Consider the following 20,593-nt stretch of genomic DNA (forward strand, 5'->3'; position numbering starts at 1 on the left):
CTTCCAAAGGGTTGACAACCAATTAGGGATTTGAGGCGTCGCAGTGTCGTTCGGCTGTTGTATCCACAGAATGATGCGGCTGGGTCGAACGTGGAACCCGCTCGAGATAGTCCTGATGGATCGCCTGGATCGTTTTCCGATCGTCGAACTTTACGCGCCAGCTGCTCGGCGAGCCCTGCCCGACGATCAATCCTTCGCGGTCGCCGTATTTCGGATGACGTGACCGCCCGAGGGGGCTCATGCGAACGCGAGCACCACGGCACAGCGGCAAGGATGAAACATGATCTGTCATCTTCATGAATGGGCGCCTTCTTCCGGCATCTTGATACGGAACCACGCGACGTAGAGCGCGGGCAGGAACAGCAGGGTAAGGACCGTGCCGACGATGATGCCCCCCATCATCGCGTAGGCCATCGGCCCCCAGAACACTTCGCGGGCGATCGGGATCAGCGCGAGACTGGCCGCCGCCGCGGTCAGCAGGATCGGCCGCATGCGGTGCTCCGTCGCCTCGGCCACCGCATCCCATGGCGGCTTGCCCTCGCTCCGCAGCGTTTCGATCTGCACGATGAGGATCACCGAGTTGCGGATCAGAATGCCGATCAGCGCGAGCACGCCGAGGATCGCGACGAAGCCGAGCGGCGCGCCGCTGGGCAGCAGCGCGGCGACGACGCCGATCAGCGCGAGCGGCGCGACGGCGAACACCAGGAACAGCCGGTGGAAGCTCTGCAGCTGCACCATCAGGATCGTCGCCATCACGAACAGCATGATCGGCACGACGGCGGCGATCGGCGCCTGCGACTTGGCGCTTTCCTCCACGGTTCCGCCGACCACCGCCGAATAGCCGAACGGCAGCTTGGCCTGGAACTCGGTCAGCTTCGGCTTCAACTGATCGACGACGGTCGCCGGCTGAACACCGTCGATGATGCCGGCTTTGAGCGTGATCGTCGGCAGCCGCGAGCGTCGCCAGATCGTCGGCTGCTCCAGCTCGTAGCGGAACGTCGCAACGGCCGCGAGCGGCACCGACTGCCCGCTGCTTCCCGACAATTGCAGGTTACGCAGCGTCTCGATCGACCCACGCTCCGCCGCATTGGCGCGACCCAGCACGTTCACGAGATAGATGTCGTCGCGAACCTGAGTGACCGAAGTGCCGTCGAGGATGCCGTTCAAGGTCGACGCGATGTCCTCGGAAGTGATGCCGAGCTGCCGCGCCTTGTCCTGCAGGACGTTCACCTTGACGACCCGCCCCGGCTCCATCCAGTCGTACACCACGTCGCCAAGGTGCGGATTGGTCGCCATGATGCCAGCGAGTTGCCGAGACAATTCGCGGACCTTGCCGATATCAGGCCCGCTGACGCGATACTGGATCGGCCGGCCCACCGGCGGGCCGATATCCAGCAGCTTCACCAGCGCATCCGTGCCGGGGAACGTCTTCTTCAGATAGGCCTGCAGCTCGGGTTGCAGCCGATCGCGATCGGCGAGGCTCTTGGTGACGATCACCATCTGACCGAACGCCCGATCGGCCGGCTGCACGTCGAACGACAGCACGAAACGCGGCGCTCCCTGACCCACATAGGTCGACCAGTGATCGATGCCGTCCTTGCCTTGCAGCACCTCGCGCTCGAACTGCGCCATCTGCGCGCTGGTCTCGGCGATCGAACTGTTCTGCGGCAGATTCCAGTCGACGATCAGTTCGTTGCGATCCGAAGACGGAAAGAACTGCTGCTGCACGAAGCCCATTCCGACGATCGACAGCGCGAACGCCGCCACCGTGACGCCGATGGTGAGCCACCGCCAGGTCATGCAGAATGTCAGCGCGCGGGTGAAGGCCCTCGAGAACCACCCCTTGGTCTCGTGATGGCCTTTCATCTTCTTCGGCAGGATGGTGACGCCGAGCAGTGGCGTGAACAGCACCGCGACGATCCACGACGTGATCAGCGACACCGCGATGACGACGAACAGCGTGAAGGTGAATTCACCGGCGGCGCTGCTGTTCAGGCCGATCGGAATGAAACCCGCCACCGTCACCAGCGTGCCGGTGAGCATCGGAAACGCGGTCGAGGTGTAGACGTAGGTCGCCGCTTTCTCCAGGGAGTCGCCGATTTCAAGCCGCGCCACCATCATCTCGACCGCGATCATGGCGTCGTCGACGAGAAGACCCAGGGCGATGATCAGCGCGCCGAGCGAAATCCGCTGCAGCGAAATGTCGGAATACGACATCACCAGGAAGGTGATCGCCAGCACCAGCGGAATCGAAATCGCCACCACCAGGCCGGCGCGCAGGCCGAGGCTGATGAAGCTGATCGCCAGCACGATCGCGACCGCCTCGAACAGCGCACGGGTAAACCCCGATACAGCTTCATCGACGATCTGCGGCTGATCCGAGACCAGATGGACTTCGGCGCCGACCGGAAGATCGGCGGAGATCAGCTTCATCTTCTCTTTGAGCGCCTCGCCGAATTGCAGCAGGTTGGCGCCAGCTTTCATGCCGATCGCCAGCCCGATCGCCGGCTCGCCCTTGAACCTGAACAGCGACGTCGGCGGATCGATATAGCCGCGGTGAATGGTGGCGATCTCGGTCAACGGGAAGAACCGGTCGTTGACCCGCAAATTGATCGCCTTGAGGCTCTCTTCCGACGTGAACTGCCCGCTGACGCGGACCGCGACGCGCTCCGGCCCCGCCTGCAGCACACCCGACGGCGTGATGGCGTTCTGGGCCTGCAACGACGAGATGATCGAGCGCTGGTCGAGCCCGAGCGCCGCCAGCTTGCGCGGCGAGAATTCCAGATAAATCACTTCGTCCTGGGCGCCGACGATATCGACGCGCCCGACATTGGGCACCTGCAATACCTTGGCGCGGACGTCCTCGACCTGGTCGCGGAGCTGGCGCTGCGTAAGGCCGTCGCTCGTGAAGGCGTAGATATTGCCGAACACGTCGCCGAAACGGTCGTTGAAGGCCGGACCAACGACGCCCTGCGGGAAGTCGCCCTTGATGTCATTGATCATGTTGCGCACGCGCACCCAGGTCGGAACGACGTCCCGTGCCTTGGTAGTGTCGCGCAGATTGACGAACACCGTGGTCTCGCCAGCGGTGGTGATGCTCTTGGTGTAGTCGAGCGACTCCAGCTCCTCGAGCTTCTTCTCGATCCGATCGGTGACTTGGCGCGTCGTCTCTTCGGCGGAGGCGCCGGGCCATTTGGCCTGGATCACCATCGTCTTGATCGTGAATGCCGGATCTTCTTCACGGCCGAGTTCGAGATACGAAAACAGGCCGGCCGCCATGAAGGCGATCATGAAGTACCACACCATCGAACGATGGTGCAGAGCCCAGTCGGAGAGGTTGAACTTCTTCACGCTTGCGGTTCCCCTTCGAGGCGGACGCGCTGGCCCTCCTTAAGTTGATGCACCCCCGCTCTCGCCACGCGCTCGCCCGCGTTGATTCCTTCGGTCACCTCGACCGAACCGTCGTCGCTCTGCGCGACTTGCACCTTGCGCTTGTGGACCGACTTGGTGGCCGGATCGATCACCCAGACGCTGGACTGACCATTCTCGGTCAGGATCGCCGTCGCCGGCAGCAGATAGCCGCGCCGCGGTTTGCCGGGGATCAGCGTGGTGATGGTCGAGCCGAGCCGGAATGTGTCAGGTGGCGATATCAGGGTGATACGAACGCGGCGCGTACGGGTGACGGGGTCCGCCTGCGGCGCAACTTCGCGCACTTTGCCTCCGGTCTGGATCTGCTGATCGAGCTGCAGCTTCACCGTCAGCGGCGTGCCGATCTTGAGCATGCCGGCGAGTTCGTCCGCGACGTCGATCACCGCCTCGCGGATATCCGGTCTTGCGACCGTCACCACCGTCTGACCGGGATTGACGATCTGGCCGACCTGCACGCTGACCGCCGTGACGACGCCGGCGTACTCTGCTTCGAGCTTGGTGTAGCTGAGCTGCTCGCGCGCCTTGGTCAGATTGGATTGCGCGCGCGTCACCGCGGCCTGCGCGGCCGCACTGCTCTGCTCGGCGGAGTCGAGCGTCGCCTTGGTGGTAGCTCCGGACTCGATCAGCGTGCGCTGGCGATCGGCCGTCGCGCTGGCATTGGCAAACTGACCTTGCGCGGTCGACAGATCGGCCAGCGCCGATCGCACCGACAATTCGGCCGCAAACGGATCGACCGCCGCGAGCAGTTGGCCCTTTTCGACCGTGTCGCCGATGTTGACCGGCCGGGCGATCAGGCGCCCCAGCATGCGGAATCCGTAATCGGTCCTGAACTGCGGCTCGACGGTGCCGACCACCGCAAGGCTGGTCGCCTCCAGCGGTGCGACCACCGTCGAGAGCACCGGCCGGATCGGCTCCGGATGCTCAGCCTTCTTGCCGCAGCCGGCGACCAGCACACAGGCGACGGCGACGCCGACTATTCGAAGCGTCGTCATGCGTTCACCCCGTCGTAGGTGACGACTTGAGCCGGGCGCAGCAGTTTGCCGCCCTCCGTCACGACGCGGTCACCGGGCGCCAGACCATTGGCGACAACAACCGAATTGGTCTCGTATGTCTGAACGACGATGCTCTTCAAAGACACCGCGTGGCTCTGCGGATCCACCACCCAGACGGCGGGTCCATTGGCATCCGAGGTCAAAGCGCTCCAGGGAACGACGATCCGCTGGACCGGCTTGCTTCGCCCTTCCGCAACGACCACGCTGCCGAGCGTCATCGCCGGGGGCGGATCGATGATCGACATCTTGACGCGCACCGAGCCGCTTTTCGGGTCGACGGTCGGCGAGATCTCGCGCGGCGTCGCCATCGCGGTGACGGACGGATCGGACAGCAGCGTCAGTTTGGCGCTTCGCCCCTCCCACGGCGTCAGGAAGATCGACTCGTAGACGTCGATCACGGCATCCCGCGCGCCATCCTCGGCCAGCGTGTAAGCCGATTGAGCCGCCTGGGCGACCTGACCAACTTCGATGTTGCGGGCAGTGATGATGCCGGAGGCGCTAGCGCGCAGCTCGGTGTAGCTCAAGGCGTCGGTTGCATTGCCGAGCTGCGCCTTGGCGGTCTCCAGAGAGCCCTCGGCGGTGCGCAGCGACTCCTGCGCCTGGTCGAATGCGACGCGGGTGGTGAAGCCCTTGTCGATCAGCGATTTCTGGCGCTCGAAATTGGCTTTCGCGACCCGCAGCTGCGCCTCGGCCGCAGCGACCGCAGCCTGAGACCCGGCGAGATCTGCCTGTTGTTCGGTGGGATCGATCCGCGCCAGCACGTCTCCGGCGTTCACATGGGCCCCGACGTCGACCAGCCGCTCGGTTACCCGACCGCTGACCCGGAACGACAATTCAGTGCTGACCCGCGCCTGCACGTCGCCCGTCAGCCGGATGACGGTTTGCCAGGGCTGCAGCTGGACCACTTCGGTCTTGACCAGCATGTGCTGGCGCGCGGGCTGGGATTTTTCGCCCCCGCAGCCCGCCAGGCTCAACGCGAGAAGCGCCAGCAGGATGATCCGGAACGAAGAGAGCATGCAAAAACGACCCATTCCATCAATCGGCCCGCCCTCAGTATTATTGACTGACTCGGAAGTCAATAGTATGGTCCGACAACTGGAGTTCGTAATGCCTTCCGAAGTCAAAACGCGCAGAAGACGCAAAGCCGAGCGCCCCGCCGAGATTCTGGACGCAGCGTTCGAAGAATTTGTGCAGCACGGCTATTCGGCCACCCGCCTCGAAGACGTGGCGGCTCGAGCCGGTGTGACCAAGGGCACAGTCTATTTTTATTTCGACGCCAAGGAGCGCGTGTTCGAGGAGATGGTCCGGCATAAGTCGCAGACCTTCCTTCCCGATCTGGCGAATTACGTATCCACCCTGCAGGGCTCCTACACCGAGCGGTTGCGCGCGCTGATGGCCTTCACCTACGGCCATATCGCTGACAATCGCGAATCCCGCGAAGTCCTGCGATTCCTCATCTCAGAGGGCGGGCGTTTTCCCGAGTTGGTCGACCGTCACTACGACGAATTCGTCTTGCCGATGTTGGAGCAATTCAAAACGGTGATCGACGGAGGCGTCGCCGCAGGCGAATTCCGGCCCACGCCGGCGACGGAATTCATCGAGATGATTATGAGCCCCTCGCTGTTGGTCTGCCTGTGGTCGATGCTGTTCGGAACTCGCAAGCAGTTCGAGATCGGCAGATTCACGGAAGCCAGCGTCGATCTGGTGCTGTACGGCATTTCGAATCACGCTTCATCGAAATAGCTGGCGGTTCCTGTAACCACCCTCCGGTGCATAACGGCGAGCAATCCCCTCTGCACGCTCGACGGGGTAGCTTCGGATTGTTAAGCCCCCTCCTCCGAAAGGAGAGTCGGGCCGACATGACCGTTGCGATCGAGATGGGGCAAACCAGCGGCGGCGGCGCGGCGACTCTCGATCTCGAGGAATTGCTGGCCACCCGTCTGCTGGTGCAGGGCAATTCCGGCTCCGGCAAGTCCCATCTGCTGCGCCGCCTGCTGGAGCAGAGCGCGCCCTGGGTGCAGCAGGCGATCATCGATCCCGAGGGCGACTTCGTTACCCTGGCCGAGCGCTTCGGCCATCTCGTCATCGACGCCGAGGACCACACCGAGCGCGGCCTGCAGGTCGCGGGCGAGCGCGCCCGCATGCATCGTGTGTCCGCCGTCCTCAATCTCGAAGGCCTCGACGCCGAAAATCAGATGCGCCGCGCCGCTGCGTTTCTCGACGGCATGTTCAACACCGCGCGCGATCATTGGTACCCCATGCTCGTGGTGGTCGATGAGGCGCAATTGTTCGCGCCCGCCGTCGCCGGTGAAGTGTCGGACGATGCGCGAAAGCTGTCGCTCGGCGCGATGACCAATCTGATGTGCCGCGGCCGCAAGCGCGGTTTGGCCGGCGTGATCGCCACGCAGCGGCTCGCCAAGCTCGCCAAGAACGTCGCGGCCGAGGCCTCGAACTTCCTGATGGGCCGCACATTCCTCGACATCGACATGGCGCGCGCGGCCGATCTGCTCGGCATGGAGCGTCGGCAGGCCGAAGCGTTTCGCGATCTCGAGCGCGGTCAGTTCATGGCGCTCGGCCCGGCCCTCTCCCGCCGCCCGCTCGGCCTGCGCATCGGACCGACCGAAACGCATCCGCGCAACGCCTCGCCGAAATTGATGCCGCTGCCGGAAGCCGCGCTGGAAGACGCCCGCGCCGTCATCCTCGCCGCCCCGCCGCCCGACGCCGCGATCACGCGGCCGCAGCGCCGGCAGCCGGCGCCCGACCTGCTCAGCCAGCTGATGGCGGCGAAGTCGGCCGCGCTCGAGGCTCGTCCCGAGTCGGAAGCCGCGCCGCTGACCGATGAGCAACTCGCCGAGCGGCGCGAGCGGCTCGACCGCATCCTGCGCGCGATCCTCGCCGAGCCCGATGCCGGCTTCCGCGCGATCGGCGTGCTGTATCAGGAATTCATCGTGCGCTGCCGGATCGAAGGCCTGGCTGCAACGATCCCCGACATGGTCGAGTTTCGCCGGATGCTGACGCATGCGCGCGCCGGCCTCACGGCCGAGATGGCGGCCGACGACGGCTGGCAGGACGTGACGCTGCGCGCCAGCATCCTGCCCGACGACATGCAGGGCGTGTTCATGATGATCGCGCGCGCCGCCAAGGAAGGCTGGCCCTGCCCCGGCGACGCGGCGATTGCCCGCGCCTACGGCACGCACTCGCTACGCCGCGCGCGCCGGCTGCTGACCTATATCGAAGAACAAGGCCTGATCGTCTGCCAGTTTGACGGCACCGGCCGCCGCATCGTCACGCTCGTCGAACTCGCCTGGGCCACTGCGCCGGGCGACCCGAATGCGGCCGAGGAGATGCCGGTCGACGACGAAGTCCGCGCCGCCTCCGCCTGAGCCTCGTATCCGCAACGGTCAGAAAACGGTTCAAGTCGCCGCGCCGATTTGCGATACCGGGTGGCACTCGCATGTTGCCTGCCAGGAGGATCGCCATGAAGACACGGGCCGCCGTCGCGTTCGAAGCCAAGAAGCCGCTCGAAATCGTCGAAGTCGATCTCGAAGGGCCGAAGGCCGGCGAGGTCCTGGTCGAGATCAAGGCGACCGGCATCTGCCACACCGATGCCTACACGCTCGACGGCTTCGACAGCGAAGGCATCTTCCCCTCGATCCTCGGCCATGAAGGCGCGGGCATCGTGCGCGAAGTCGGCCCCGGCGTGACGTCGGTGAAGGTCGGCGATCACGTCATCCCGCTGTACACGCCGGAATGCCGGCAGTGCAAAAGCTGCCTGAGCCAGAAGACCAATCTCTGCACCGCAATCCGCGCCACCCAGGGCAAGGGCCTGATGCCGGACGGCACCTCGCGCTTTTCCTACAAGGGCCAGCCGATCTTCCACTACATGGGCTGCTCGACGTTCTCGAACTTCACCGTTCTGCCGGAGATCGCGGTGGCGAAGATCCGCGACGACGCGCCGTTCGACAAGAGCTGCTACATCGGCTGCGGCGTCACCACCGGCGTCGGCGCGGTGGTCAACACCGCCAAGGTGACGCCCGGCTCGAATGTCGTTGTGTTCGGCCTCGGCGGCATCGGCCTCAACGTCATCCAGGGCGCCAAGATGGTCGGTGCCGACAAGATCGTCGGCGTCGATATCAACGACGACAAGGCCGAATGGGGCCGCCGCTTCGGCATGACCAACTTCGTCAACCCGAAGAAGATCGAGGGCGACATCGTCCAGCATCTGGTTGCGCTGACCGACGGCGGCGCCGACTACACCTTCGACTGCACCGGCAACACCACGGTGATGCGCCAGGCGCTGGAAGCCTGCCACCGCGGCTGGGGCGTCTCGGTGGTGATCGGCGTCGCCGAAGCCGGCAAAGAAATCTCGACCCGCCCGTTCCAGCTCGTCACCGGCCGGGTCTGGAAAGGGAGCGCCTTCGGCGGCGCGCGCGGCCGCACCGACGTGCCGAAGATCGTCGACTGGTACATGAACGGCAAGATCGAGATCGACCCGATGATCACGCACGTGCTCAAGCTCGAGGATATCAACAAGGGTTTTGAGCTGATGCATGAGGGCAAGTCGATCAGGTCGGTGGTGGTGTTCTAGGCACGTCCTATCGACGTGTCATTCCGGGATGCGCGCCCTTGGCGCGCAGACCCGGAATCCATAGCCCCTGGACTCGCGGTGAAGCACCGCGGTGCCCCCATCGCGTAGTAATAGCTGACACCTGGGGTTATGGATTCCGGGTTCGCGCTGCGCGCGCCCCGGACTGACGGGGTGAGGTCGTGCTCACACTCTTATGTCTCCGCCGTGCCACCCGCGAAGTTGCGGTACACGAACCTGTCCCCACCGCCCTCCGCTTCCGCCTCCGCGGTCTTGAAGATCCGCTCGTGCAGCGGCGATAGCGCGCAGGCCGGATCGGTCGCCGCGGCGGCGCCGGCCAGCGCGAAGGCCTGGCAGCGGCAGCCACCGAAATCCACTTCCTTGAAGGCGCAGCTCGCGCACGGCTCCTGCATCCAGCCCGTGCCGCGATAACGATTGAGCGCCTCTGAATCCCGCCAGATTTCAGCAATCGACGTTCCATCGCGAACGGAATCGAACGCCAGCCCGGTGATCGTCTCGGCGGCGTGGCACGGCAGCACCTTGCCGCTCGGCGAGATGTTGAAAAACTGCCGGCCCCAGCCGCCCATGCAGGTCTTCGGCCGCAGCGCGTAGTAATCCGGCACGACGTAGTCGATCGCCAGCACACCCTTGAGTCGCTCGCGTGCAGCCTCGACCAGCGCGGTGCAGTCTTCGATCTGTTGCAGCGTCGGCATCAGCGCGGCGCGGTTCTTCAGTGCCCAGCCGTAATACTGCACGTTGGCGACTTCGAGCCGGTCGGCATCGAGCGCCACGGCCATCTCGATAATGTTCGGCAACTGGTGCAGGTTCTGCCGATGCATCACCGCATTGACGGTCAGCGGCAGATCGAGCTCGCGAGTCCAGCGCGCGACCTCCAGTTTCTTGGCATGGCCATTGGCATAGCCGCCGACGCGATCTGCCAGCAGCGGTTCGTTGCCCTGGAAGCTGATCTGGACATGGCACAAGCCGGCATCGGCCAGCGCGGCCAGCCGCTCGCGCGTCAGCAGCACGGCGGAAGTGATCAGATTGGTGTAGAGGCCGAGGTCGCTGGCGTGCTGAACGAGTTCGACCAGATCCTTGCGCGCGGTCGGCTCGCCGCCGGAGAAATGCACCTGCAGCACGCCGATCGCGGCGAGTTCGCTCAGCACGCGCTTCCATTCGTCGGTCGACAGCTCCGCACTCCCGCGCTCCAGCTCGACCGGGTTGGAGCAGTACGGGCATTGCAGCGGGCAGCGGTGCGTCAGCTCGAGCAGCACCGCCAGCGGAATGCCGTAGCTCTCCGCGACGCTGCCGGGCTTATCCAACACCGCGGCGTCAGCCGACGCTTTTGAAAGCACGCTATCGCTCATGGCGCCGGCTCCCGCGCCTCGGCAATAAACCCCTTGTCGGCGAGGTCCTGCAGCATCGCCACGACGTCCGCGCCGATCTCGGTACGATCGGCCGTGTACTTGGCGGCGAGTTCATCGACGATGTCAGAGACGCTGCGCACGCCGTCGCACAGCTGCAGGATCTCGACCGCGATCTCGTCGGGGGCTAGCACGCGCTCCGGCGCCAGGATCACCCAGCGCTGCCGCGTTTCGTCGAAGCGCAGCTTGGCGTGGCGCGGCAAGATTGGCCGGCTGCTTTCGGTGATGTCGACCTTGCGCGCCATCGCCCGCCCTCACCCGACCCGCGGCACGAAGGCGCCGGGCGGAATGTGCCCGTCCACATAGGCGTGATGCAACGCGTCGAGCTGCGCCCACAGCACGTTGGTCTTGAAAATCAGCGCGTTGCAGACTGCTTCGCGCTCCGCCGGAGTGGTCGCATGGCGCTTGACGTACTCAAGCGCGAAATCGGCGTCGCGTGGCGCCTGAGTCAGGCGACGCTTGAAGTAGCTCATGATATCCGGATTGACGAAGTCGTAATGCGCCAGCATGCCGGAGATACGCTCCTCGTGGAGGTTCGGCGCGAACAGCTCGGTCAACGACGACGCGATCGCCTCCAGCGGCGATCGATCCCTGACGAAATGCACGTAGGCATCGACCGCAAACCGCGTCGCCGGCAGAATGCCCTCGGTGGATTCGACATAGGCGCTGTCGAGGCCGAGGCCTTCGGTGAGCTTCAGCCAGCGCTCGATGCCGCCTTCGCTGCCGAGATCGCCGTCGTGATCCTCGATCCGGTGCCGCCATTCGACGCGCGTCGCACGGTCGCGAAAGCGCGAGATCACCACCGCGTCCTTGATCGGGATCGTGCTCTGATAGTAGTAGCGATTCAGCGCCCAGGCCTGCACCTGCCCCTTGTTCAGCTTGCCGCCGTGCAGCAGGCGATGGAAGGGGTGCAGATTGTGATAGCGCGCCGCGCCGATCTGGCGCAGCGCCGCTTCGAGCTCGTCGGCGGTCTGTAGAGGCGCGGCGCCGTTGATCGAAAAAGCCGTCATCGCGTTCACGGCGTCACCTCCATCCCGTCGGGCGGGATCGTCCAACCCGCTTGCTCCACGGCTTGACGCTCGGCGGACTCCGCCAGCAGTGCCGGGTTCGAGTTATTGATATGCACGAACAGCTTTTGCGCAATGCCGATGTCGCCGAGCGCGGCGATGGCACCATCGTTGCCCGCCATCGAAATATGGCCCATCGCCTGCCCGGTCTTGTGGCCGAGCCCTGCGGCGATCAGTTCGTCGTCACGCCACACTGTGCCGTCGAACAGCACGAGGGCCGCGCCCGCGAGCCGCGCCTTGAGTTCCTCGGTCACCCGCGCGCAGGCGGTGAGGACGTGAACCGATGTGCCCGTCACCTTGTCGGTGATGGTCAGGCCGATCGTGTCGCCATCCCCCGCGTCGCCGCCGGGATGCACCTGACCTTCGAGATACCACGCACCCTTGCCAGGAACCACGAAGGCCGTGACGAGGAGGCCTGAGGGCGATCCGTCCGGCAGCGCGGGCTCGAACGGCTGATCGATGCCGATCGGCCGTCGCGGCACCAGCCGCTCATTCAGGACGTTGAAGATGCTGTTGGCCTTCAGGATCGCCAGAACCTTGGGATGTGCGTAGATGCTGAAAGGCGAGCCTTCGCGCATCGACAGCAGGCCGGCGACCGCGTCGACCTCGCCGTTGGTGAGAATGACGCCGGCGATCGGACTGTGGCGCAACGCGCCGTCGCGCGGATGCAGCTGCGGCGTCGCGATCACCTGCTGGCGCAAATCCGGCGAGGCATTGATCAGGAACCAGTGCGCGCCATCGGCGCTGACCGCCACCGACGCCTGTGTCCGGCGCGCCGCCGGATCGGCGAATGCCTCACGGCACACCGGGCATCCGCAATTCCACTGCGGAACGCCACCTCCCGCTGCGGCGCCCAGCACGACGACGCGCATCATTCAGTCCCCTCGCACAAAAAACAAAGCAGCCGGCGCAACACGCCGACTGCTCGGAACTCAACAACCGCGCTGCGGCTGATTACTTGCGCACCGCGCAGGCGTACATGTTGATTTCCATGCCGACGGAGATTTCGACGATCGCAGGTTTCTTCCAGGCCATGATGTCCTCCCGAGGATTGCAGAACTGATGTCGCAATAGATCGAAGATAGAGTCCGGACGAAACGCGCGCAAGCATCGCGTGGTTGCGAACCCACGCATCACTTGAAGGTGAGCAGTCGCAGCAAATTTCTGCTGCGACGCAAGATCAGTTGTTGCACGTACGCTGGAGTTATTAGTTGGCAGGCGTCTTTCGCTCTGCAGAGCGAGTTCAAAACAGTCCTACGTCTCCGCGAGCGGGCAAAACCCGGCCAAAACCCCCTCCGCCCACCGATCCATTGCTGGCATGCCACAGCTCTCTCGCGGGAGTTCGACATCTCGCAGAAGCGAAATCGCGCCCTTGACCCCTGGCATCTGGTATGCCAGATCAAGTTGCCAGAGAGACTGAGGCCGACCGGACGAGATGATCGCGCGCGCCAGACCCCGAGCAGTGGACGTCGTCAGCGAGCCGGATCTCGCTGTCGCGCGCCTTGCGCCGGAAGTCAGCTACAAGGCCAAGGCCTATCAGGCGCTGAAGCAGGCCATCCTCAAGATGGACATCTACACAACGCCCGAGCCGGTGATGCTCGACGAGCGCGCGCTGTCGGACAAGCTCGGCGTCAGCCGCACGCCGATCCGCGAAGCGATCGCGATGCTCGAGCAGGACGGGCTGGTGAAGGCGTTGCCCCGCCGCGGCATCGTCGTGGTGCGCCGAACCAAAGCCGAGATCGTCGACATGATCCGCGCCTGGGCGGCGCTGGAAAGCATGGCGGCACGGCTGATCACCACGATGGCCCGCAAGCGCGACATCACAGCGCTGCGCGACGTGTTCAAGGACTTCGGCCCGGACCGGCTGCCGCAGGATCACATCGAAGAATATTCGCGCGCCAACATCGTGTTCCACCAGGCGCTGATCTCGCTGAGCGAGTCGCAGGTGCTGGTCGACATGACCGACGACATCCTGATCCACGTGCGCGGCTATCGTCAGCTGACCATCGGCCGCAAGGAACGCATCGCCGCATCGTTGCCGGAACATCTGGCAATGATCGAGGCGCTGGAAGCGCGCGATACCGAACTCGCCGAGAAGTTGGCGCGCGATCACACGCTGCGGCTCGCCGACTATGTCGAGGCGCACGGCCAGGAGCTGTTCGCGTGACGCAACCTCTCCACGTCATTGCGAGCCGAAGGCGAAGCAATCCAGTGGCGCCGAGCACGGGGCCATTGGATTGCTTCGTCGCTTCGCTCCTCGCAATGACGGAATTGAGCTTTCACCTCAACACGAATTAGGCACTCCGGAGTAACCAGATGACCAAGGCGCTCGACGGCGTTCGCGTTCTCGACTTCACCCACGTCCAGTCCGGGCCGACCTGTACGCAGTTGCTGGCGTGGTTCGGCGCCGACGTTATCAAGGTCGAGCGGCCCGGCACCGGCGACATCACCCGCGGTCAGCTACAGGACATCCCGAAGGTGGACAGCCTGTATTTCACCATGCTGAACCACAACAAGCGGTCGATCACGCTCGACACCAAGAACCCGAAGGGCAAGGAGGTGCTGACCGCGCTGATCCGCACCTGCGACGTGCTGGTGGAGAATTTCGGCCCCGGCGTGCTCGATCGCATGGGCTTCACCTGGGAGAAGATCCAGGAGATCAACCCGCGCATGATCGTCGCGTCAATCAAGGGGTTCGGCCCGGGTCCGTACGAGGACTGCAAGGTCTATGAGAATGTCGCGCAGTGCACCGGCGGCGCCGCCTCGACCACCGGCTTCCGCGATGGCCCGCCGCTGGTCACCGGTGCGCAGATCGGCGATAGCGGCACCGGCCTGCATCTCGCGCTCGGCATCGTCACCGCGCTGTATCAGCGCCAGCACACCGGCCGCGGCCAGCGCGTCACCGCCGCGATGCAGGACGGCGTGCTCAACCTGTCACGCGTCAAGCTGCGCGATCAGCAGCGTCTCGCCCACGGCCCGCTCAAGGAATACAGCCAGTTCGGTGAAGGCATTCCGTTCGGCGACGCCGTGCCGCGCGCCGGCAACGATTCCGGCGGCGGCCAGCCCGGCCGCATCCTCAAGTGCAAGGGCTGGGAGACCGATCCCAATGCCTACATCTATTTCATCGCCCAGGCCCCGGTTTGGGAGAAGATCTGCGACGTGATCGGCGAGACCGGCTGGAAGAGCCACCCGGACTACGCGACGCCGCCGGCGCGGCTGAAGCATCTCAACCAGATCTTCGCCCGCATCGAACAATGGACGATGACCAAGACCAAGTTCGAGGCGATGGAAATCCTCAACCAGGACGACATCCCCTGCGGTCCGATCCTGTCGATGAAGGAACTGGCCGAGGATCAGTCGCTGCGCGCCACCGGCACGATCGTCGAGGTCGATCACCCGACCCGCGGCAAGTACCTGTCGGTCGGCAACCCGATCAAGTTGTCGGACTCGCCGACGCACGTCGAGCGCTCGCCGCTGCTGGGTGAGCACACTGACGAAATCCTGCGCGAGGTGCTCGGTTTCAGCGACGCTCACGTCGCCGAGATCCACGAGTCCGGCGCCACCACGCCGCCGCGGAAGCAAGCGGCCGAATAGGCCACCGCTGCATCCGATCGAGCACCGAGGCCAAAGGTCCACGAGGCGGTATCGGCGCGGGAACACAGCCCGCGCCGGCCATCCGATGATACTAAGCGATTTTCAGCAATTTCGTTTGCAGCTTTGCTGCGTTGATGGAACAATCATGCGCAGCGACTGATCAATTCAGCGAAGCCGACGACAAAGATCGGCGAACCATCCAGGGAGAGAAGCGACATGGCACGTGGAGTGGCTCGTCTTGCGTTTGGCGTCGCGGCAGCGATCAGCAGCGCCGTTGCAGTTTGTCCGGCAAACGCCGCATGGGAACCGACCCGGCCGGTCGAATTCATCGTTCCTGCAGGTACCGGCGGCGGCGCCGATCAGATGGCCCGCACCCTTCAGGGCATCGTCACCAAATACAATCTGATGAAGCAGCCGCTGGTGGTGGTCAACAAATCAGGCGGCGCCGGGGGCGAGGGCTTTCTCGACGTGAAGATGGCGGCGAACAATCCGCACAAGATCATCATCACGCTGTCGAATCTGTTCACCACCCCGCTCGCCACCGGCATCCCGTTCAACTGGAAAGACCTCACCCCGGTCGCGATGCTGGCGCTCGACGAATTCGTGCTCTGGGTGAATGCCGAGAAGCCTTACAAGACCGCGAAGGACTATCTCGATGCGGTGAAGGCCGCGCCCTCCGGCAGCATCAAGATGGGCGGCACCGGCTCCAAGCAGGAAGACCAGATCATCACCGTGGCGCTGGAGAAGGCCGCCGGCGTCAAGCTCACCTACATCCCCTATAAGGGCGGCGGCGAAGTCGCGGTCCAACTCGTCGGCAACCACGTCGATTCGACGGTCAACAATCCGATCGAAGCGGTGGCACAGTGGCGCGGCGGCAAGCTGCGGCCGCTCTGCGTGTTCGACGCCAAGCCGATGGACTACGCCGACCCGGTGGCCGACGACAAGGCCTGGAAGGACATTCCGACCTGCAAGTCGCAAGGATTGGACATCGAGTACCTGATGCTGCGCGGCGTGTTCATGGGACCGAAGGCGAAGCCGGATCAGGTCGCCTACTACGTCGACCTGTTCAACAAGGTGCGCGAGACGCCGGATTGGAAGGAATTCATGAAGAGCGGCTCCTTCAACACCACCTTCATGACCGGCGACGACTTCGCCAAATGGCTCGCGACCGAAGAGAAGCGGCACGAGACGCTGATGAAGGACGCCGGCTTCCTCGCACCGGGCAACTGATCACACCGAGCGATCACCACATAGGCGACCGGTGGACCGTCGCCCTTTGCAGCGGATGACCATCGCGGAGGATCCATGCCAGTCATCGAGACCAAGACCTCAGCGCCGACGCATCGGGGCGTCGAAGCCGTCGTCGCCGTCGTGATCGCGGTGTTCGGCGGTGTCGTGGTGCTGGGTAGCGTTCAAGCCGGCATCACCTGGGGCCCCGAAGGCCCTCGCGCCGGTTTTTTCCCGTTCTATGTCGGCCTGTGCATCATCGCCGCCAGCGCGATCAATTTCCTCAACGCGCTGCGCAGCGATCCCGACACGCTGTTCGCCGAGTGGGTCCAGATCCGGCACGTCTTCAGCGTCATCAATCCGACCGCCGTCTACGTGCTGGCGATGCCGTTCGTCGGGCTCTATGTCGGCTCCGCGCTCTTCATCGCCTATTTCATGCGCGTCCTCGGCAAATATCGCTGGCTGACGACGCTCGCCGTCGCGATCGGCACGCCGGTGGTCGCCTACATCGTGTTCGAACGCTGGTTCCTGGTGCCGCTGCCCAAAGGCCCGCTCGAAGACTGGCTCGGACTGTAACCGTCAGCATCAGGCCCCGGCAGGACCCCGCGCATGGAAGAACTCGTCAATCTGTTTCACGGCTTCGCTGTTGCCCTACAGCCGTTCAACATCGCGGTGATGTTCATCGGCATCGTGCTCGGTGTGATCATCGGCGTGCTGCCCGGCCTCGGCGGCGCCAATGGGGTCGCGATCCTGCTGCCGCTGACCTTCAGCATGTCGCCGACCTCGGCGATCATCATGCTGTCGTGCATCTATTGGGGGGCGTTGTTCGGCGGCGCCATCACCTCGATCCTGTTCAACATTCCCGGAGAGCCGTGGTCGGTCGCCACCACCTTCGACGGCTATCCGATGGCGCAGCAGGGCAAGGCCGGCGAAGCGCTGACCGCGGCTTTCACCTCGTCCTTCGTCGGCGCGCTGTTCGCGGTGATCATGATCACGCTGGTGGCGCCGCTGGTCGCCGGCTTCGCGCTGCGGTTCGGCCCCGCGGAGAAATTCGCGGTGTATTTCCTGGCGTTCTGTTCCTTCATCGGCCTCAGCAAGGAGCCGCCGTTCAAGACGCTCGCGGCCATGATGATCGGCTTCGCGCTCGCAGCTGTCGGGCTGGATTCGATGACCGGTCAGCTCCGCCTGACCTTCGGCTTCACGCCGATGCTGAACGGCTTCGACTTCCTGATCGCGGTGATCGGCCTGTTCGGGATCGGCGAAATCCTGCTGACGATGGAGGACGGCCTAGCCTTCCGCGGCGGCAAAGCGAAGATCAATCTGCGCGTGGTGCTGCACACCTGGAAGGAACTGCCGCGCTATTGGATGACCTCGCTGCGCTCCTGCGTGATCGGCTGCTGGATGGGCATCACGCCGGCCGGCGCCACGCCGGCCTCGTTCATGAGCTACGGCATCGCCAAGCGGGTTTCGAAGCGCGGCAGTAATTTCGGCAAGGGCGAGATCGACGGCGTGATCGCGCCGGAGACCGCGGCGCACGCCGCCGGCACCGCGGCGCTGCTGCCAATGCTGTCGCTCGGCGTTCCCGGATCGCCCACCGCCGCGGTGCTGCTCGGCGGGTTGTTGATCTGGGGCCTACAACCAGGCCCGATGCTGTTCGTCGAGCAGAAGGAGTTCGTCTGGGGCCTGATTGCATCGATGTATCTCGGCAACCTCGCCGGCCTGCTGGTCGTGCTCACCTGCGTGCCGCTGTTCGCCGCGATCTTGCGCGTTCCATTCAGCATCATCGCGCCACTGATCCTGGTGCTGTGCGCGATCGGCGCCTATTCGGTGCACAACTCGACCGTCGACGTCATGCTGATGCTGATGTTCGGCGTCATCGGCTATGTGCTGAAGAAGTGCGACTACCCGTTGGCGCCGCTTGTGCTCGCCATCGTGCTGGGCGACAAGGCCGAAGAGGCATTTCGGCAGTCGCTGCTGGGCTCGCAGGGCTCGCTTGGCGTGTTCTTCTCCAACGGTTTGGTCAGCTCGATCATGATCCTCGGCCTGATCGCGCTGTTCTGGTCGGTGATCAATGACGGATGGAGCAAGCTGCGGACCGGCGTGCTCAATCGCGCCGCTTGAAGAGGCCCCTGAACTGTTGAATAACCACTCACCATCAAGACCTCGCGGAGCCGTTCGCGATGTCGCACACCTCGTCGCCGGCTTTGCCCGGCTTCGCAACTGGGATGATCGATGAAAGTCTGTATCTACGGCGCCGGCGCGATCGGCGGCTATCTCGGCGTTCAGCTCGCGCAGTCGGGCGCAGACGTCAGCCTGGTGGCGCGCGGCGCCCATCTCGCCGCGATGAAGGAGAAGGGCCTCAAGCTGCTGATCGGCGACGAGGAGCGCGTGGTTAAGGTCAAGGCGACCGATACGCCGTCCGAACTCGGCGCGCAGGACTTCATCATCATCTGCCTCAAGGCGCATTCGATCACCGGCGCGATCGACGCGATGAAGCCGCTGCTCGGCTCGCACACCCGCATCGTCACTGCCGTCAATGGCGTGCCGTATTGGTACTTCTACAAGCACGGCAATCAGTTCGAGGGCCGCACGCTGGAGAGCATCGACCCGGGCGCCCGGCAGTGGAACGAGCTCGGTCCGGAGCGCGGCATCGGTTGCATCGTCTATCCGGCGACCGAACTGGAAGGCCCCGGCGTGGTGCGCCACGTCTACGGCGATAAATTCCCGGTGGGCGAAGCCTCCGGCGAGACCACCGCGGACGTCGAGAAGCTGTCGAAGCTGTTGGAAGCGTCCGGACTCAAGGCCCCGATCCTCGACCGCATCCGCGACGAGATCTGGCTGAAGCTGTGGGGCAATGTCTGCTTCAATCCGATCAGCGCCCTCACCCATGCCACGCTCGACGTGATCGCGTCCGATCCGGCGACGCGCGCGCTGTCGAAGGCAATGATGCTGGAAGCGCAGCAGATCGCCGAGACCTTCGGCGTCAAGTTCCGCGTCGACGTCGAACGCCGCATCGAAGGGGCCCGCAAGGTCGGCGCCCACAAGACCTCGATGCTGCAGGACCTCGAACGCGGCCGGCCGATGGAGATCGATCCGCTGGTCACCGTCGTGCAGGAAATGGGCAAGATGACCGGCATCCCGACCCCGGCGATCGACGCCGTGCTCGGCCTGGTGATCCAGCGCGCCAAGGTGGCGGGCCTTTATTAATTCGCTCGACCACCTCTCCCCGTCATGGCCGGGCTTGACCCGGCCATCCAAGGACGCAAGCAGGGCCTTGCTTGAACGCGTGGATGCCCGGGTCAAGCCCGGGCATGGCGGAATGAGCTTGGCCAGCGCGCCCGCAACTAACTAGTCTGGACTTCAGGAGACACACGCCATGACCAAATGGGTTCGCTTCCGCGCCGGTGGCGCGATCGGGTTCGGCACTATCGCGCATTCGGATATCACCGTGCATGACGGCGACATGTTCGGCGCCAACAAGCCGACCGGGCAGACTCTGCAGCTCGGCGACGTCGAATTGCTGGCACCGTGTGCGCCGGGCAAGATCATCGGCCTGTGGAACAATTTTCGCGCGCTCGCGGCGAAGCTCAACCAGTCGATCCCACCGGAGCCGCTGTACTTCCTGAAGGCCACCACCAGCGTCGCGGCGCACGGCACGGTGGTGAGCCGCCCCGTCTCCTACGACGGCAAGGTCGTGTACGAAGGCGAGCTCGGCATCGTCATCGGCAAGCGCGCCAGCAACATCTCGGAAGCCGACGCTGCGTCGCATATCTTCGGCTACACCTGCGTCAACGACATCACTGCGGCCGATATCCTCAACCGCGATCCGAGCTTCCCGCAGTGGGCGCGCGCCAAGAGCTTCGACGGCTTCGGACCGTTCGGCCCGGCGATCGCCACAGGCCTCGATCCACAGACGCTGTCGATCCGCACCATCCTCAATGGAGCGGAGCGGCAGAACTACCCGGTCGCCGACATGATCTTTGCTCCGCACAAGCTGGTCAGCCTGCTGTCACACGACATGACCTTGGAGCCCGGCGACCTGATCTGCTGCGGCACTTCGGTCGGCGTCGGCGTGATGAAGGAAGCCAGCAACAGCGTCACCATCGCGATCGAAGGCATCGGCGAACTGCACAATGAATTCCATCAGGCGGTGAAAGGCTAAAGGTCTCTCCTCAGGCATCTCATCCGGGGCGCGGACACAGTCCGCGACCCCAG

The 20,593-nt window shown here is 64.5% G+C and carries 20 protein-coding genes; 10 read left to right on the plus strand and 10 right to left on the minus strand.

Annotated elements, in window-relative coordinates; all coding sequences use genetic code 11:
- Nucleotides 1-22: 22 nt before the first annotated feature.
- The 4 genes from ACFFJ6_RS11950 to ACFFJ6_RS11965 are packed head-to-tail and all read right to left on the minus strand — an operon-like array spanning nt 23 to nt 5,512.
- Nucleotides 23-298 carry a hypothetical protein gene (locus tag ACFFJ6_RS11950; RefSeq protein ID WP_378387905.1) on the minus strand — a complete coding sequence of 92 codons (276 nt, stop codon included), beginning with the start codon at nt 296-298 and terminating at the stop codon, nt 23-25.
- Nucleotides 295-3,351: an efflux RND transporter permease subunit gene (locus ACFFJ6_RS11955; RefSeq protein WP_378387907.1), complete on the minus strand. Its 3,057-nt coding sequence runs from the start codon at nt 3,349-3,351 to the stop codon at nt 295-297. The genes ACFFJ6_RS11950 and ACFFJ6_RS11955 overlap by 4 nt, the downstream gene beginning before the upstream one ends.
- Entirely contained in the window at nt 3,348-4,421 is a 1,074-nt protein-coding gene (locus ACFFJ6_RS11960; protein WP_378387909.1) for an efflux RND transporter periplasmic adaptor subunit, read from the minus strand. The genes ACFFJ6_RS11955 and ACFFJ6_RS11960 overlap by 4 nt, the downstream gene beginning before the upstream one ends.
- A complete protein-coding gene (locus tag ACFFJ6_RS11965; RefSeq protein WP_378389648.1) occupies nt 4,418-5,512 on the minus strand; it encodes an efflux RND transporter periplasmic adaptor subunit in 1,095 nt (364 codons plus the stop codon). The genes ACFFJ6_RS11960 and ACFFJ6_RS11965 overlap by 4 nt, the downstream gene beginning before the upstream one ends.
- A gap of 76 nt (nt 5,513-5,588) precedes the next feature.
- Between ACFFJ6_RS11965 and ACFFJ6_RS11970 the strand changes: the two genes are divergently transcribed.
- The 3 genes from ACFFJ6_RS11970 to ACFFJ6_RS11980 all read left to right on the plus strand — a co-directional run bounded on the left by ACFFJ6_RS11970 (nt 5,589) and on the right by ACFFJ6_RS11980 (nt 9,069).
- On the plus strand, nt 5,589-6,224 hold the full coding sequence (locus ACFFJ6_RS11970) for a TetR/AcrR family transcriptional regulator (protein ID WP_378387911.1): 636 nt from the start codon (nt 5,589-5,591) through the stop codon (nt 6,222-6,224).
- Between the two features lie 116 nt (nt 6,225-6,340).
- Complete coding sequence (locus ACFFJ6_RS11975) at nt 6,341-7,864, plus strand: helicase HerA domain-containing protein (protein WP_378387913.1); 1,524 nt, start codon at nt 6,341-6,343, stop codon at nt 7,862-7,864.
- A gap of 95 nt (nt 7,865-7,959) precedes the next feature.
- The gene (locus ACFFJ6_RS11980) at nt 7,960-9,069 is read left to right on the plus strand and encodes an S-(hydroxymethyl)glutathione dehydrogenase/class III alcohol dehydrogenase (RefSeq protein WP_378387915.1); all 1,110 of its coding nucleotides are present in this window, start codon (nt 7,960-7,962) and stop codon (nt 9,067-9,069) included.
- A 191-nt stretch (nt 9,070-9,260) separates the two neighbouring features.
- Here the strand turns inward: ACFFJ6_RS11980 and pqqE are convergent, their stop codons facing one another.
- The 5 genes from pqqE to pqqA all read right to left on the minus strand — a co-directional run bounded on the left by pqqE (nt 9,261) and on the right by pqqA (nt 12,592).
- Nucleotides 9,261-10,433 (minus strand): pyrroloquinoline quinone biosynthesis protein PqqE, encoded by a 1,173-nt coding sequence (pqqE, locus tag ACFFJ6_RS11985; protein ID WP_378387917.1) that lies wholly within the window; start codon nt 10,431-10,433, stop codon nt 9,261-9,263.
- A complete protein-coding gene (gene pqqD, locus ACFFJ6_RS11990) occupies nt 10,430-10,735 on the minus strand; it encodes a pyrroloquinoline quinone biosynthesis peptide chaperone PqqD (RefSeq protein WP_378387919.1) in 306 nt (101 codons plus the stop codon). Before pqqD ends, pqqE begins: the two co-directional genes overlap by 4 nt.
- 9 nt (nt 10,736-10,744) lie before the next feature.
- Nucleotides 10,745-11,509 (minus strand): pyrroloquinoline-quinone synthase PqqC, encoded by a 765-nt coding sequence (pqqC, locus tag ACFFJ6_RS11995; RefSeq protein WP_378387921.1) that lies wholly within the window; start codon nt 11,507-11,509, stop codon nt 10,745-10,747.
- Complete coding sequence (gene pqqB, locus ACFFJ6_RS12000) at nt 11,506-12,432, minus strand: pyrroloquinoline quinone biosynthesis protein PqqB (RefSeq protein WP_378387923.1); 927 nt, start codon at nt 12,430-12,432, stop codon at nt 11,506-11,508. Before pqqB ends, pqqC begins: the two co-directional genes overlap by 4 nt.
- A 79-nt stretch (nt 12,433-12,511) precedes the next feature.
- Nucleotides 12,512-12,592, minus strand: a complete 81-nt coding sequence (gene pqqA / locus ACFFJ6_RS12005; RefSeq protein ID WP_054161083.1) for a pyrroloquinoline quinone precursor peptide PqqA — start codon at nt 12,590-12,592, stop codon at nt 12,512-12,514.
- Nucleotides 12,593-12,992: 400 nt separating this feature from the next.
- Here pqqA and ACFFJ6_RS12010 point away from each other — a divergent pair, with 400 nt between their 5' ends.
- Together ACFFJ6_RS12010 and frc are read left to right on the plus strand one after the other, a co-directional pair.
- Nucleotides 12,993-13,724, plus strand: a complete 732-nt coding sequence (locus ACFFJ6_RS12010) for a GntR family transcriptional regulator (RefSeq protein WP_378387925.1) — start codon at nt 12,993-12,995, stop codon at nt 13,722-13,724.
- Between the two features lie 149 nt (nt 13,725-13,873).
- Nucleotides 13,874-15,151: a formyl-CoA transferase gene (gene frc / locus ACFFJ6_RS12015; protein WP_378387927.1), complete on the plus strand. Its 1,278-nt coding sequence runs from the start codon at nt 13,874-13,876 to the stop codon at nt 15,149-15,151.
- Nucleotides 15,152-15,294: 143 nt separating this feature from the next.
- Here frc and ACFFJ6_RS12020 read toward each other — a convergent pair whose 3' ends face one another.
- Nucleotides 15,295-15,480, minus strand: a complete 186-nt coding sequence (locus ACFFJ6_RS12020; protein WP_378389730.1) for a hypothetical protein — start codon at nt 15,478-15,480, stop codon at nt 15,295-15,297.
- Between ACFFJ6_RS12020 and ACFFJ6_RS12025 the strand changes: the two genes are divergently transcribed.
- The 5 genes from ACFFJ6_RS12025 to ACFFJ6_RS12045 all read left to right on the plus strand — a co-directional run bounded on the left by ACFFJ6_RS12025 (nt 15,413) and on the right by ACFFJ6_RS12045 (nt 20,540).
- Nucleotides 15,413-16,381, plus strand: a complete 969-nt coding sequence (locus ACFFJ6_RS12025) for a Bug family tripartite tricarboxylate transporter substrate binding protein (RefSeq protein WP_378389651.1) — start codon at nt 15,413-15,415, stop codon at nt 16,379-16,381. The two genes, ACFFJ6_RS12020 and ACFFJ6_RS12025, sit on opposite strands and share 68 nt — an antisense overlap.
- A gap of 75 nt (nt 16,382-16,456) precedes the next feature.
- On the plus strand, nt 16,457-16,954 hold the full coding sequence (locus ACFFJ6_RS12030; protein WP_378387929.1) for a tripartite tricarboxylate transporter TctB family protein: 498 nt from the start codon (nt 16,457-16,459) through the stop codon (nt 16,952-16,954).
- 33 nt (nt 16,955-16,987) lie between these two features.
- Nucleotides 16,988-18,499, plus strand: coding sequence for a tripartite tricarboxylate transporter permease (locus ACFFJ6_RS12035; protein WP_378387931.1), 1,512 nt, complete (start codon nt 16,988-16,990; stop codon nt 18,497-18,499).
- Between the two features lie 111 nt (nt 18,500-18,610).
- Nucleotides 18,611-19,585, plus strand: coding sequence for a 2-dehydropantoate 2-reductase (locus ACFFJ6_RS12040; RefSeq protein ID WP_378387933.1), 975 nt, complete (start codon nt 18,611-18,613; stop codon nt 19,583-19,585).
- Nucleotides 19,586-19,754: 169 nt separating this feature from the next.
- A complete protein-coding gene (locus ACFFJ6_RS12045; RefSeq protein WP_378387935.1) occupies nt 19,755-20,540 on the plus strand; it encodes a fumarylacetoacetate hydrolase family protein in 786 nt (261 codons plus the stop codon).
- Nucleotides 20,541-20,593: the final 53 nt, after the last annotated feature.

The organism is Rhodopseudomonas telluris (assembly GCF_042432815.1).
In the GTDB taxonomy this organism is placed as follows: Bacteria; Pseudomonadota; Alphaproteobacteria; order Rhizobiales; family Xanthobacteraceae; genus Rhodopseudomonas; species Rhodopseudomonas telluris.

What these genes read in the sequence shown, in the direction of transcription:
- ACFFJ6_RS11950 (WP_378387905.1), bottom strand. Translation starts at nt 298, where the DNA reads ATGAAGATGACAGATCATGTTTCATCCTTGCCGCTGTGCCGTGGTGCT.
- ACFFJ6_RS11960 (WP_378387909.1), bottom strand. Translation starts at nt 4,421, where the DNA reads ATGACGACGCTTCGAATAGTCGGCGTCGCCGTCGCCTGTGTGCTGGTC.
- ACFFJ6_RS11965 (WP_378389648.1), bottom strand. Translation starts at nt 5,512, where the DNA reads ATGGGTCGTTTTTGCATGCTCTCTTCGTTCCGGATCATCCTGCTGGCG.
- ACFFJ6_RS11970 (WP_378387911.1), top strand. Translation starts at nt 5,589, where the DNA reads ATGCCTTCCGAAGTCAAAACGCGCAGAAGACGCAAAGCCGAGCGCCCC.
- ACFFJ6_RS11975 (WP_378387913.1), top strand. Translation starts at nt 6,341, where the DNA reads ATGACCGTTGCGATCGAGATGGGGCAAACCAGCGGCGGCGGCGCGGCG.
- ACFFJ6_RS11980 (WP_378387915.1), top strand. Translation starts at nt 7,960, where the DNA reads ATGAAGACACGGGCCGCCGTCGCGTTCGAAGCCAAGAAGCCGCTCGAA.
- pqqE (WP_378387917.1), bottom strand. Translation starts at nt 10,433, where the DNA reads ATGAGCGATAGCGTGCTTTCAAAAGCGTCGGCTGACGCCGCGGTGTTG.
- pqqD (WP_378387919.1), bottom strand. Translation starts at nt 10,735, where the DNA reads ATGGCGCGCAAGGTCGACATCACCGAAAGCAGCCGGCCAATCTTGCCG.
- pqqB (WP_378387923.1), bottom strand. Translation starts at nt 12,432, where the DNA reads ATGATGCGCGTCGTCGTGCTGGGCGCCGCAGCGGGAGGTGGCGTTCCG.
- pqqA (WP_054161083.1), bottom strand. Translation starts at nt 12,592, where the DNA reads ATGGCCTGGAAGAAACCTGCGATCGTCGAAATCTCCGTCGGCATGGAA.
- ACFFJ6_RS12010 (WP_378387925.1), top strand. Translation starts at nt 12,993, where the DNA reads ATGATCGCGCGCGCCAGACCCCGAGCAGTGGACGTCGTCAGCGAGCCG.
- frc (WP_378387927.1), top strand. Translation starts at nt 13,874, where the DNA reads ATGACCAAGGCGCTCGACGGCGTTCGCGTTCTCGACTTCACCCACGTC.
- ACFFJ6_RS12020 (WP_378389730.1), bottom strand. Translation starts at nt 15,480, where the DNA reads ATGAATTCGACCGGCCGGGTCGGTTCCCATGCGGCGTTTGCCGGACAA.
- ACFFJ6_RS12030 (WP_378387929.1), top strand. Translation starts at nt 16,457, where the DNA reads ATGCCAGTCATCGAGACCAAGACCTCAGCGCCGACGCATCGGGGCGTC.
- ACFFJ6_RS12035 (WP_378387931.1), top strand. Translation starts at nt 16,988, where the DNA reads ATGGAAGAACTCGTCAATCTGTTTCACGGCTTCGCTGTTGCCCTACAG.
- ACFFJ6_RS12040 (WP_378387933.1), top strand. Translation starts at nt 18,611, where the DNA reads ATGAAAGTCTGTATCTACGGCGCCGGCGCGATCGGCGGCTATCTCGGC.
- ACFFJ6_RS12045 (WP_378387935.1), top strand. Translation starts at nt 19,755, where the DNA reads ATGACCAAATGGGTTCGCTTCCGCGCCGGTGGCGCGATCGGGTTCGGC.